This is a genomic window from Yoonia sp. SS1-5, assembly GCF_038443705.2.
GTDB classification, from domain to species: domain Bacteria; phylum Pseudomonadota; class Alphaproteobacteria; order Rhodobacterales; family Rhodobacteraceae; genus Yoonia; species Yoonia rhodophyticola.
Genome location: NZ_CP151767.2, coordinates 2,942,838 through 2,956,335 on the forward strand (window position 1 = coordinate 2,942,838; position 13,498 = coordinate 2,956,335).

At 57.6% G+C, this 13,498-nt stretch carries 10 protein-coding genes; 5 read left to right on the forward strand and 5 right to left on the reverse strand.

Features of this window, described 5'->3' with window-relative positions:
• Window positions 1-289: 289 nt before the first annotated feature.
• The 5 genes from AABB31_RS15970 to AABB31_RS15990 form a co-directional block, all read right to left on the reverse strand.
• Window positions 290-970, reverse strand: a complete 681-nt coding sequence (locus AABB31_RS15970) for a Crp/Fnr family transcriptional regulator (RefSeq protein ID WP_373634992.1) — start codon at window positions 968-970, stop codon at window positions 290-292.
• Window positions 967-3,963: an adenylate/guanylate cyclase domain-containing protein gene (locus tag AABB31_RS15975; protein WP_373634994.1), complete on the reverse strand. Its 2,997-nt coding sequence runs from the start codon at window positions 3,961-3,963 to the stop codon at window positions 967-969. Before AABB31_RS15975 ends, AABB31_RS15970 begins: the two co-directional genes overlap by 4 nt.
• A gap of 27 nt (window positions 3,964-3,990) precedes the next feature.
• The gene (locus AABB31_RS15980; RefSeq protein ID WP_373634996.1) at window positions 3,991-6,954 is read right to left on the reverse strand and encodes an NAD(P)-binding protein; all 2,964 of its coding nucleotides are present in this window, start codon (window positions 6,952-6,954) and stop codon (window positions 3,991-3,993) included.
• A 170-nt stretch (window positions 6,955-7,124) separates the two neighbouring features.
• A complete protein-coding gene (locus AABB31_RS15985; protein ID WP_373634997.1) occupies window positions 7,125-8,105 on the reverse strand; it encodes a hypothetical protein in 981 nt (326 codons plus the stop codon).
• Window positions 8,106-8,268: 163 nt separating this feature from the next.
• Window positions 8,269-8,790, reverse strand: a complete 522-nt coding sequence (locus AABB31_RS15990) for a tail fiber protein (RefSeq protein WP_342077205.1) — start codon at window positions 8,788-8,790, stop codon at window positions 8,269-8,271.
• A gap of 522 nt (window positions 8,791-9,312) precedes the next feature.
• On the opposite strand from AABB31_RS15990, the gene AABB31_RS15995 reads away from it, so the two are divergent.
• From AABB31_RS15995 to AABB31_RS16015, 5 genes are all read left to right on the forward strand, one after another.
• Window positions 9,313-9,558, forward strand: coding sequence for a hypothetical protein (locus AABB31_RS15995; RefSeq protein ID WP_342077204.1), 246 nt, complete (start codon window positions 9,313-9,315; stop codon window positions 9,556-9,558).
• A 59-nt stretch (window positions 9,559-9,617) separates the two neighbouring features.
• Entirely contained in the window at window positions 9,618-10,217 is a 600-nt protein-coding gene (locus AABB31_RS16000; protein WP_342077203.1) for a hypothetical protein, read from the forward strand.
• Between the two features lie 179 nt (window positions 10,218-10,396).
• Window positions 10,397-11,059 (forward strand): response regulator transcription factor, encoded by a 663-nt coding sequence (locus AABB31_RS16005; RefSeq protein ID WP_342077202.1) that lies wholly within the window; start codon window positions 10,397-10,399, stop codon window positions 11,057-11,059.
• A complete protein-coding gene (locus tag AABB31_RS16010; RefSeq protein WP_373634998.1) occupies window positions 11,056-12,393 on the forward strand; it encodes an ATP-binding protein in 1,338 nt (445 codons plus the stop codon). Before AABB31_RS16005 ends, AABB31_RS16010 begins: the two co-directional genes overlap by 4 nt.
• A 110-nt stretch (window positions 12,394-12,503) precedes the next feature.
• A complete protein-coding gene (locus AABB31_RS16015; RefSeq protein ID WP_342077199.1) occupies window positions 12,504-13,496 on the forward strand; it encodes a DUF2125 domain-containing protein in 993 nt (330 codons plus the stop codon).
• The last annotated feature ends 2 nt before the right edge of the window (window positions 13,497-13,498 follow it).

A 13,498-nucleotide genomic window follows, 5' to 3' on the forward strand; every position in this document is an offset into this window, starting at 1 on the left:
GGCGGATCAGCTGTGTGTCGGGCAGGGCACGCGCCCTGAAACGCAGGCTTAGTGAGAAACAGTGACCAGGGGGCTTTGGGCCGGTCCGGGCTGTCCGGGCATGACACCAGTGGCCTGAGTGCTGATCAAAGCACCAAAAAGGGTCAGCGCAGCACCAGCGATAATCACTGTCGCTTCTGGTCCAAGGATACTCATAATGCGCATTCTGCCACCCAAATGTTATGCCACGCCGACAATAGCATGCACGAGATGTTCATGAATGTGCGATAACGCACTTGTGGTTAACAATTTATGAAAAACCGTCAGAAAGCCCTTCCGGGTCGCAAATTTCTATCCTTTGCCGCGATGGTTTGATCGCGCCGCGCTTGGCCAGCTTGCTGATGGAACGGCTGACCATTTCACGGTTGGCGCCAATGGTACCCGCGATTTCGGCATGGGTTGGCGCATTTTCGATGACCCCGCCCCGGTTCAGCTTGCCATGTTCGGCCGCCAATCGGATCAGGTAGGTCGCCACACGCTGTTCGACGGACATAGTGGTCATTTCCATGCTGCGTTCCGTCAGGGTCCGGATCCGCGCGACAAGCTGGTTCACGATGCGCTGTCTGATCAGCGGGACGTCATTGAACAATTGCAAAAAGCACTGCCGGTTCATCGTCAGAACCCGTGCATCTGTTTTTGCAAAAACAGCCAGCGATCTTGGGATGCCGTCAAGTGCGGCCAGTTCGCCGAAAAACGCGCCTTCGGGAAAACGCGAGAACACGATTTCCTTGCCTTCCGCTGTCCAGAACACGGCAAGGATCGCGCCACTTAGCAGAAAATAGAGATCATACGAGGCGTCTTGCTGGTCAAACACCGTTTGCCATGGCGTCAGCTTGTGTTCGCTGACCGACAATGTGATGCCGTCCAGATCCGCCTCTCTCACCCCGTCAAAAAGAGGCAGGTTGTAGGATAAGAGCTTTTCCGGCGTCATGCCGCATCCAGGATGGCTTGGGCTTGCGCAAGTTCCGGGGGTGGTGCCTGTTTGGGCAGCGCGTCACAGATGTCACGCAAGGTGGCGGTGTTATCAACGCCAAGCGCGTGCTGATCCAGCAGCGCCCGCAGGCTCCATAGCAGGGCGCCCTGTTTCTTGGCCACGTCAATTGCCCGGGCGACATAGATGTTTGCATCATCAAAACGGCGGGACATCTGGCAGACCTTTGCGTGCAGGCGCAGCACTTCGGGGAACCAGCAATGCAGCCCCGATGCCTCGCACTCGCGCACAGCGCGATAGGAGCTTTGGTAGGCCTCTTCAAACCGGTCGTGGCGGGCCAGGGCGACAGCATAATGCGCCCGGAAATACGGAAGCCCTACCAACGCGCCAACGGCCTCATGCGTCTTGATGACGGTGTCGAACCCGGCAAGACCTTCGTCGGTCTCGCTTTGCGCCGGATCCATCACATTCAGCCAGGCAGCGCCGGTGATCTGCCAAAAGGCTGCCGTTTGGCTGTGGGCGGTTGCAATACCTTCCTTGACGCGGGCAATCGCCCTGTCAGTCTGGCCAGCGTAATAGAGCGGGACGGCACCCCATATCTTTGCATAAGGCTCCATCACCGGGATGTTCAGCTTGACCTGATGTTCATCCGTCTCGGCGCTAAGCGGGTCAACAAGATGCGTATCGCCCACGATGGCCCGGCCTACGGGTTCGAACATTTGCGCGGCGGCAAAAATATCCACGCCGTAATTGGTAATCATCGCCCCGTGTTTGGTGATATCATAGACCTCGCGCAGGGCCGCAAAATCCTTGAACTGTTGTTGAAAGTTCCCGCTGTAGAAGTTCAGCGCGACCTGAACATTGTAGGACCCAATGCGGATTTCGCTGTCTTCGTCGGCGTCAGGTACATTTGCCAGCGTGTCCAGAAACATGTTGCCGAACCGGACCGCGCCCGCCCGATCGCCAGATAGAATAGCATGGCTGAAACTGCCATAGAACGCTGGGCAGTTGGCGGCGGAATACTTGGCCTTGGTGGTTGCCAGCCGCTCCACTTCCTCAAAGGCCTGTTTGGCCGGATCGGCCGTAAAGCCCATGGTTTGTACATGAATTGATCCAAGTGCGGTATGACAGGCGATTTCCAAATCCGTCATATCGACATCATCAGGCGCTTCTTCGCAAAGCGAGAGTGCCGCAAGCACATGGGCCTCGGCATCATCAAACGCGCCCTGGAACAAGGCCCACTGGCTGACCGCAAGATAGTTCTGAACCGCCGGGACATGCTGTTGGGCGAGGCTGAGGTGATCGGCAAGAATTGTTGGATTGCGGTGGACCGCATCAGCACGATGTTCCTGCAAATAGGATGCAATGTCGCTGTGATAGGCGATCCGGGTGCGCCGCAGCAGGCCCTGATAGGCAGCCTGATGCAGCAAGGCATGCGAAAATGTCCAGGTGTCGGTGCTTTCCTGATCCAGAACGCCGCGCGCGCAGGCTTTGTCCAGATGCGGGATCAATGGTTCATGCTCGGACGCGATGGCGCGCAGTGTCGGCAGGTCAAAGTTCCGGCCGATTACGGCCCCACATTGCAGCACTTGCTTGGATGGCCCGGTGGCGTCAATTTGCGCGGCCAGCAAATCCATCAGCGAGCCGGGGATCGCACCATCCTCGCCCTCCTCGGTCAGGCTGCGCTGAAACAGCTGGGACAGGAAAAGCGGAACACCCGCCGCCTTTTCGATCAGGGCCGCCTGTTTGTCTTCGGCAACGGCGCCGTTTGACAGGGCCGCAAGCATGCTGCGGGCATCGGCATCGTCCATCTTGTCCAGCGGGATCATGTCGATGGGCAGCCCCTCGAGATATTTGCTGATCTTGGTATCCTCGCGGCTGGTCATCAGGATCTGATGCACAGCCGGATCGGCGCTGTTCAAAATTGCCACCAGAACGCCAAAGCTGGCATTGTCGAGCCAGTGAAGGTCTTCAACAATCAGCAGGCCCTTGGGATGCGCAATCTGTATTGCCTGCCAAAAGCTGTTTTCGATTAGCGCCTTGACGGCAACATTCGACTTTTCCGCCAGCAGACGTTGCCCATCGGGCAGGCCCAGTGACAGTGCCAGCGCGCGCTGGGTATCAAGATCAAGGGTCGGGAATTTTTTCTTGATATCGTCAAAGCTTGGCAGCCCACCGCCCATCCGGGCAATGAGCCAATCGTTGAACGGCTGATAACTGGCACGCGTGTGAACACCGTCTGCCGCGATGGTCGTGACGGCGTCGGCACCTGCAGCGACCTTTTGGGTCAGGGCGGTTTTGCCCATGCCCGCCTGCCCGATAATCAGGCTGGGCCGGTTATTTGCCGCGATGCGATCCAGTTCCGCACGCCGCCCCACAAAGAAGGAAGAGGCCTCGGCCTCTTGCGCCACGGCAGAGGTGTGGCTGGGTTGATAGAGGGTCTGGGCCTCGGCAAAGCCTTTGAGCTGCTGATCAGGGACTGCCTTGATCGCAAGGCCGCCGCGTAGCAGCAGCTTGGTGCTTTCGGCGATCATGACCGTGCCGGGCGTCGCCCGTTCCTGAATGCGCTGGGCCAATGTGGTCACCATGCCGGTGGCGCGGGGCAGGCTGCCGCCGCGATTGGCGCGCACGGCCACTTCGCCCGTGGCGACGCCCGCGCGCAATTGCACGCTGATCTTGCCCTGATAGCCGGTGTTGATTTCGGTCACCGCCTTGATTGCGGCATTCACCGCCTTGGGCGCGGTCAATTCGTCAGCTTGCGAAAGCCCGAACAGGGCCACGACCCCGTCACCAAGATATTCGGTCACCTCGCCGTCATGGGCTTCGACGATCTGGCGGGATTGCTCGTAATAGTCTTCAAGCCAGACTTCGAGGTCTTCGGCGTCGGCGGTGCTGGCGATGTCGCTAAAGCCAACCACGTCGATGAAAACAGCCGTGATCTGCTTTCGTTCGCCCCTGCCGTGTACGGCAGGGGATACCTCTGGCACCGTCATTGCGCTCTCCCTATTCGCAGGGACGCATTATAGGCGTGTTTTCTCCGCTTCCAAGCGCGCAATGCGCCCGCTGTCAAATGGATTGGACAATGTCCAGCTGCTCCAGATCCGAAACGCGCCGGGCAACGCCAGATTTTTCGACGCTTGCGGGTTTTCCAGTTTCAGCGGCTGCGCGATTATTTTGCCGGCGGGCAGGTTGGCCAGCCCGGCATCGTGCACGTCAATTTCCGCATGAATGCCCGCGCCGTAGGCGGCACCTAACCCGAAGTCCAGGTTGGAATATTGCCATTTTCCAAGCTTGTTCTTTGTGACAACCACCTGATCGGCCAATCTGTGGACCGCACCGAAAGTCTCGTAATCGGTCAGCGGTCTGGCAAAGTCGCGCTGGGCGTATTGACCCGACCAGACAGGGGTGCCGTCACTATTGGCGACCCTGTAGCGGTCATTGGCCATGCTTAATTTGCCGAGACGCTTGTTGTAGCCATAAAACCACACTCCGGCCAATTGCGGCATGCGACTGTTCAGATAGAGGTTCGGCAAATAGGCAAATGCGCCTTCCTGCCCTTCTACCTGCACATAGTTTATGGCGATGATCGCCTCATAGTAGTCTTTGAAACCCATCAATTGCGGCAGGATGCTGGGGCGGACCCCCATTTGCTGATTGGCCAGAATGGACACGGGATGTGTCCCGGCGGGCGTGATCGTTTGCGGGTGCAATGTCATGCCGGCGGGCAGGCATTTTTCCAGTTCCTTGCTATCAACAGCATGAAAACTGAAGAACCCGTCGAGCTTTCCAACGCCAAAGAACGGGGTCAGCGGCCAATCGGCACTCTGCGCGTACGGACTGGCGAGCTTGGCGCGATCAGACGGTCCGGCATCGGGGGCAATGTCGCCTTCGCCCACAATCTCGATATCAGCGCCGGTCAGCGCGCGCGCTGCCCCCAACCCCGAGATTGTCGCCGCCTCAACACAGCCTGCGTTGATGCCGCAGCGGGTCCAGTCGCCAGCCAGAAACAGGTTCTGAAAACCGGCGCCGTCTGGCGGCAGCCGGTATTGTACGCTGCCGGGCACTGAAAGCACATAGCGTTCAGAGCCGTAGAAGTTCTGCCGGAAATACTGATATGCGAACTTTTCGTGGTCGCTGTTAGTACCTTGCGCATGCAGCAGGGACATGTCGAACTTGCCGTCTTTCACAGCATCCGGCCACATCTGCACCAGCCAGTTGTCGGCCCAGTCCTTGACCAGATCGGGAAACGGCGCCTTGTCGATACCGGCGTCATGCGCCGGGCTGCAGAAATAAGCGATAGAGGTCGGACCGGGGGTGTCCCAATCCTCGCGCCCGATCAGGTCGGTCATGTCGGCCCAAGTGTCCAGCGGCTCTTCAAAGCTGGTGATCACGGTGCGCAAGTCGTCGGGGATTTCACCGACATTGTGTTTGGCAACCAGATCATTCCAGCCCATTTCCTTGGCAGTGCGGTCCATCCAGAACTGCGCCGCATGGGTGGCCACGGTTGGCACCTTTTCCATCATCATGCGCCAGCGGTCGCTTGCGTCGATCAATTCCTGCGCCATGTAGGGAAGCGAGCCAAGCGAGGCACCAAGGATCACCTCGTCATAATCTTCGCCGCGTCTTAGCGTATAGGCACGGCCCTTGGGGGCCTCCTTTTCGCATTCAAAATCGACACCTTCATGGGCCAACCGCTCACCGTCTTTCAACTGCTCCCAGATCGGCTCGGACGGCCAGCACGGCAGATCCTTGACCGGGACCAGCGGATCATATTCGCCTTCAAGCACCTCGGCCTGTTCGACCATGTCGATGCGGTCAATGTAGGTTTTGGTCTCGTCCAGCCCCAAATGGGTGGCCGCGTTGAAGTATTTGAATTTCACGCCGCGGTGTTTCAGGATCTGGTAATAGGGGCCGAAAATCGTATCGCCCATACCAGCCATCATCTTGAAAAACAGCGACCCCTTGTAGGTGAACGCAAGGCGCAACAGCCCGCGAATGGCTGTGCCGGCGCCAACGCTGCGATGATCGGTGACACCTGCCGGATAGCCGAACACATAGTCATAACAACCGCGAAACACGGCGGAATAGACGGCCTCTTTCGACGCCCCATAATCCAGCAGCCACTGGCTGATTTCAGCGTCGTCAATCGCGTCAAAACCATGTCGGAAAACGCCGTTGTCGATTGTGCCGCGGAAGAACGCCAGTGACAGGCTGACCAGGTAATGCAGTCTGCGACTTTCGTCTGATTTGAGATCTGATTTCTGGACATTCTCGTCGAACCAGATTTGCGTATGTCTGGCCATGTCGCCCAAGGTCATCAGTTGCGAATGGGTGTGATCAAACGCGTTTTGGGGCAGTTTGGCGGCATAATCGCGCATATGGTGGACGGGCGAGCGTTTCTTGATCGGCAGGCCCAGTGATTTGAAAGGAACATGAAAGCGCGGGGGCAGGGCGTGATCTGCCGTCAGATCAACCTCGTCCAGCATGTTATCCAGCAGCGACGCGATGAATTTCAGAACTTCCTGAAAATAGGCGTAAGGTGTCGGCAATACACCGCCCGATCCGGGCTTGTCATCATTGCCAAAGAATTCGATGCGCCAAGGATGCAGCTCTTTTTTGCCGTCGGTTTCAATTTCTTCGGCCAGCAGAAAACTGTTAAGGCCGGTAAAGGCTTTTTCCAGCGTGCCAAGCGGCGCATCCGGGCTGCGCAGCCCGGTGACGTTCAACTGTTCATAGCAATCCCGCATCAGGCGGAAGCCGTTTTCGTAGAACCCGGCCCAGATATGCAATCCGTGTTCCTCGATCCGGCCGCCTTTCTTCATATTGCGCCCGCTGGCGCCTTTGCCGCCCAGACGCCATCCCAGCTGGTAGAGGGTGATGTCGTATTCATCCTGCCAATTGGGCTGCATGGTGATGGCATAGGTCGCAGTAATCGCGCCAACGCCCCCGCCGATAACGGCGATTCTCTTCTTTTTCACAGACATGCTTTTTCACTCCCCAAAGCTGGTCTTGTTTTTTGCCCCTACCACATGCCGCAGGGTCAACCATTCGTTGTGGCTTGCCAAGTGTTTCGCCTCGCACATGGCCCTACGTGCGGATGTCTGCGACTTTGGCGCAACGCGGCGGATGTACCGGACGCGCGCGAAAGGTGCTGTCAGTCGATATGCGCGTGCCATGGGGCGGCGACGCTGACCGTCAGATCGGGTGCTGCGCCCTGACGTGCGCGCAGCCCGATATAGCCGTGATGGGTTTGGCCTGCGGGTGCCGGGGGGTTGTTTTCGATCAATGCCGCATAGCCAGACAGGCGCCGCCCGCCGCATGATTGGATCCGTGCCGCAATCGCAGCATCTGATTGGAACAGGGTTGCCGCACGCAACCAGATTGTCAGCGCAGGTGGTTGGCGGCCATCCGCGTCCAATTCATAGCTGAAATAGAAGTTATCAACCGGAAGACGCGGGGTGGGCGTGATATCAACCAGACCATCAATCGCATAAGACAGGACATCCGGTGAAACCTGTGCTGGTTCGGCGAGAATTGGCAAGATCGCCCGGGATGTCGCGACGGCGGCGCAGTAGATGGTCGAGTTGCCGGTCGCTCCGTCAAACCCGATCATTGTTGGCCGCGCCGCCCCATCCAACTGGTCAAGCAGGCCCTGCAGGACGTCTGTTCCGATTAGCGGGGCCAGATCGGTTGCACCCGCAGGAAGCTCGGCCAGTAGCGAAGTGCTTGTGCCTGCCGCCTTTTCGTGGCGTAGGCCCAGCCATGCCCCAAATCGAAGCGGCTCGCCCCCTTGCGCGGAACTGATCACCTCGCGCAGCGCATCAGATGGCAACACGCTGCCAAATTGGCGCATGAACCGGCAAACCTGATCGACGCGTGTAGTCTTGCATGTTGCGGGATCATCAACCTCTGTTGCCAGGGCAAGGCTATCAGTTGCGGTGGAAAAGACCATCTGCACGGGCGCGCCTGTTGATCCCAGTTCGCTGGGTCCCCACGCAGCCCAGCCGCCGGGCTGCATCACGCCAATATCATGCAATGCGCGTTCCAGGACTTCGCCCGAGGCACCTTGGCGGCGCAGATACCAGCACCAATCAAGATCACTACGGGCAGGTATAGCTGGGTCTAGGCGGAACATGCGTTTTGCTTTCTTTCTCTGCCAAAACCTTTTTGGGGCGTGTTAGGCCCCTGCCCATGTTCAGGTTGGCACATTGTTTTCGACGCATAGCCACGCCGCTTTGTAAAAAATGGCGCGTCGGTGACAGCGACGCGCCGGTACTTGTTACCCTTCCTATGCAAAGTCAGTTCCGGGACGGGAACGTACCTTGCAATGCAATGATGTAGTTAATGCACAACGACGGTTGCACATTGTCATGGGGCGCACTTCCGCCCGTCTGACCGATGGTCTTGCTGTTAAGTGCCACACTTGGCGCTGTGGCCGGATCGGCCGCGTTGACGTAGATATTGGCGCGGCCAAAGGCGTCCCCGGTGTCACCAGATGGGTCTGGGGCGGCCTCTGACACGAACATTTCATGGCTGTGTTCGGGCAGCTGGGCCGAGGTCAGCGCAACACCTTCCTCGCCGAATTTCTGCCCGATCTTGCGGGGCGTCAGCCCCGCGCCATGCCCGGCATGGACCGGCGCGCGACCGCGCAGGTCGGGAAGGGCAAATGTCTTGCGACCGTCGCCCCCGTAGGTTGTCCCAAGAATGGCGAACAGGGCTTCGTTTTCCGCGATGGCAAGCAGCTGGCCGTCGCAAAAGGCCCAACCACGGGGAGCAAAATTGCCCCCGAACATCGTGATTTGACCAACCAAAGGCTCCATAAACCCTCCAAGAAAAATATATGCTGCATCGCAACACAAAGATGACAAAAGCAACATGCGCTGCGGGGGCCGGCCCGGTCTGTGTCAGAACGCACATTGGGTAGCGGAATTGCCGAATTTTGATGGGGCTCTCGTTGGCGATGGGGGTGTCGTGGGGATGCCAGCGCGGCGCCCAGACTGATCGCGTGATTCGGAGCTCGGACTACCGAAAAACAACCTTAAGTAGTAAGTTGAGTAGGCGAAAAACTGCCTAGTTGTTAGCTGACCCAAGGTCAAATAAATTAATTCGAAACTGTGTTATCATAATGCAAAACTAAATTTTATGTCTACTTTCAATGAAGTATGTTGGTATTTGGCAAGGATTGCCGTGCAAATAAGGGAAAAAAAGACGGGTTTGCAAAAAATGAACCCAAAATGAACAGCCCGTTTCGGGCATGTTAATATAACGGGCCTCATATCGGAATTCATGATTTCTTAACGTCTGTGGGGTGACGCGAGGACTGGGACAAAGGAGCGACCTGTATGTTTATCGAACATATCCCTACAAAAGACGGCGTATTGATCGACCAAAGCGCAACTTCCCGCCTGTTGGCACTCTACCAGAAATTCTCAAAAACCGACCGGTCTCATAACGAAGAGGCCACCAAAGAACGCAATGAAAACACCCGAACTTCGTCGAACAATCGCTTTCCGCAGGTCGATGAAATCGTTGATCGGCTAAATACGCGTACACAAGTGACGTCGCTGTCGGGTCATTCTGATAATTAAGCAGCGCTTTCACTGATTTTGTGTTTTGCGATATGGTTGTCGTGTTTTATATTGTGGAAATGATGCGCCGTTATCTCCGTTTCTTTAGCCTTGCTGCTTTTATGGTGCCGACCATAGGTTCTGCCGACGTCCGCGAGATGTCGCAATCCGATCTGCGTCATGCCGTTTCCACCCTCGGGGCGATTTCGACGTCGCGCCTGGTGGATGGTGTCGAGAATTTTTCCGGTGGTCGGGTGGTCGAGGTGCGCGGCTTTGATGTTGATGGCGCACTGACATATCGGGTTCTGGTCCGCCATGATGACGGTCATTTGGGCGCGCTGCTTGTTGATGGCGTGTCCGGGCATGCCGTGGCGCCGGATACCAGCGTGGGACGCCGGGTGTCGTCGGCAGCGTCCTCGACAGCTGCGAACAACGATCAGCTGGCGCGTTCGCCGGGGTCGGGTAACAGTGGTCGCGTAGGCTCGATCGGCAATAGCAGCACGAATTCTGCAGGCCTGCGCAATGGCGATTCCACCAAATCGACCCTGAGCCGCAACAATGGCCGCGGTGATCACTCTGATGTTGCCAAAAATGATAGGGGCAGCCGGTCCAGCGGCGATACAGGAAACAAGGACGGTGGGTCCAGTGGCAACCGTAGTGGTCGCGGAAGCGCAAATTGACACCAGTGTGTTTGACACCGGCTCGTGCTCGGGTGCCGGCGATACTAGGCAAGTGATCTGAGCTTTCGACGACGCAGCAAGGTTTGAAAATAATCAAGCCGGCGGCTTACCGACAAACAGCGCCGCGCCTGTTTGGGGTTGCCCAAAAATTGCCATGAGTGCGATCTAAGGTTCAATCCATGAGAATACTACTTGCAGAAGACGAGCATATCCTCGCACAGCAAATCAAAAGCGTCCTGTCATCTGAAGGGCGTGTCGTGGATGTGGCTGCCGACGGCGCCGAAGCCCAGTTTCTGGGCGAAACGGAACCTTATGACGTTATCGTCCTTGATATCGGATTGCCGCAGCGTGATGGCATCACGGTCTTGAAAAATTGGCGTGCGCGCCAGATTCAAACGCCGGTGCTTTTGCTGACTGCGCGCGATGGTTGGTCAGACCGGGTTGACGGGCTGGATGCCGGGGCAGACGACTACCTGACCAAGCCTTTCCATATGCCGGAACTCTCTGCCCGGATACGGGCGATGATCCGACGTCAGTCGGGCCGGACCAATCCGGTTTTTGCCAAGGATGATGTGGTATTTGATACCCGAAACAATCAGGTGACGCTGGATGGTATTCCCATAAGCCTGACGGCACAGGAAGTTGCCGTGCTGTCCTATCTCTTCCACAATGCTGATCGCCTCATCTCGCGAACTGAATTGTCCGACCATATTTATGAATATGACGGTGACCGGGACTCGAACACGATTGCGGTTTTTGTAAACCGGCTGCGCAAGAAACTGGGCCCTGATTTGATCGAAACGGTGCGCGGGCGCGGATATGTGATTAAAGTCGCTGCATGACATCGCTGCGCACACGCGCAGTCGCGGGTGGGGTGGTCTGGGCGGTTTGCTCGATCCTGCTGGGCGTGTTTGGCCTGGCCTCATTTCTCGAGTCCCAGACACAGCAGCGATTTGATGACCTGCTGCTGAACCGGCACACGCAGGCCGTCATCGCCGTTGGCAACCACTTTGATGCGCCGGCAAATATTGCGGCCGCAATTGGTGATCCCGTCTATCTGCGGCCATTTTCCGGCGAGTACTGGCAGATCGAGAACGGCGATGGGGCACTTTTTGTATCGCGGTCCCTGGTCGATCTGTTGTTGCCCCGGCCTGTGCCGGAATCGGGTGAGCTGATGATCAGCAACTATGTGGGCCCAACGGGCGCGCAAATGCGCGCGGTCACCCAATGGGTGACGCTTGATGACGGGTCGCGCTGGCACGTGCAGGTGGCGTCGTCCGTACAAAGCCTGTTGGCGGATCGTGCCAAGTTACGCAGCAATCTTGTGCTGGCCTTTGGCGTGATCACGATCATCGGTGTCATGGCCGCATTCCTGCAGGCTTCGGCTACATTGCGCCCCCTGAACGATTTGCGGCGGGATGTCCTGGCCCGCTGGGAGGCAGATGGCGATCTGGATCCAGAGGCCTACCCCATCGAGGTTGCACCGTTGGTCAAGGACATCAACGTGCTGCTCGAACGCAACCGCGAGATCGTGAACCGGTCGCGCCGACAATCCGCTGATCTGGCCCATGCGATCAAGACGCCGTCTGCTATCGTCCGCAATGAGCTGGAAAAGATGCAAGCGGCCGGGCAACCTGTTCAGCAATCTATTGACGCGCTCGACCGGCTGGATGCGCAGCTGAAACGGTCCTTTGCCCGGATGCGCGCCGATGGTGGGAATGCTGCGATGCACACCTTTACCGATCTTGATACATCGTTGGGCCGCTTTACCCGCGCCTTTGCCGCCATGGCGCGCAATGACGGAAAGATACTGACAACCGATATTCCGCCCGGTCTGCGGGTCCGGATGGATTCAAGTGATTTTGACGAGATCATTGGCAATCTTTTGGACAATGCGTTGAAATGGTCCCACAGCATGATCCACCTCTCGGCGCGGGAAGTCGGCGATTTTGTTGACATATGTGTCGAAGATGACGGTGATGGCATCCCCGAGGATGACTACGGCAGTGCGACGCTCAGCGGCCAGCGGCTGGATACATCCAAGCCCGGCACGGGCCTTGGGCTGGCGATTGCGTCAGATCTTGCACATGCCTATGGCGGAAAAATCCAGTTGAGTGTTTCGGACATGTTCAAGGGGCTTCACGTGCGTATTCACCTGAAACATACCGGCGTCTAAGCGATCTAGTGGGATGCGGGCTGGGCGACATCCCGCCCTGATCCCGCTGACGCTGGCACTTGGCATTTCGAGGCGCTACACCCGGCTCGTCTGAATATGCGGAGTACGCAATGAAGCGCCTGACATTTTTGGTTGTTGCCTTGGCCGTGCTGTATAGCGGCTATTGGTTTTTCGGCGCGCGCGCGGTGGAACAGGGCGCCCGGGGTGCGATTGAAAATGCCCAAAGTCAGGGTTGGCAGATTGACTATGCGTCGCTGAACACAATCGGGTTTCCGTCCCGCTTTGATACAACAGTGCAGGATATCGCCGTGGCATCACCGGATGCCCGTTGGGCGTGGCGTGGGCCTTTTGTCCAGCTTTTTGCGCTGAGCTATCAGCCGCATAAGGTCATCGCGGTCCTGCCCCCTGACCATAGTTTGCGTTGGGGACAGCAGGACATCTTACTTTCCAGCGACGGTTTGCGGGCAAGTGCGGCTGTCCGTCCTAATCCTGACCTGCCACTGCAAAATCTGACCATTGAGGGTGGCGCTATACGTGCTGTTTCGGATTTGGGCCTCGATATACGGGTTGCCAACCTGCTGGGTGCTGTGCGCGCAGCAGGTGACGCCCCGCAGGCCTATGATGTCTATGTTGATCTTCAGGAGGTGGCTTTGCCGCCGGGTCTGCTTGCACAGATTGCCGATCAGGCAACCCTTAGCGATGTGATCGACAGCGTCGTTGTTGATGGATCCGTATCGCTGGACAGGCCGTTGGACCGGCATTTCGCAACGGATGGTGGCACCTTGCCATATCCTGAACAGATCACCGTAAAGTCCGGCACGTTGAACTGGGGCGATTTGATACTAAAGCTGGACGGGACCTTGGATTTTGACGCAACCGGAACACCCCAGGGGCGGGTTACGTTGCGCACAGGACAATGGCAAAAGCTGATCACGCTGATGGTCGATGCGGGTCTGATGGATCAGGGTGCCGCGCCCACATTGACCATTTTGGCGGGCAGCATGGTTGGGCCGGATGGCAGCCTTGATCTGCCGGTGACCTTTCAGGGCGGTTTGATGTCGATTGGCCCTATTCCTGCCGGTCCGGCGCCGCGGTTCTGGTAGGC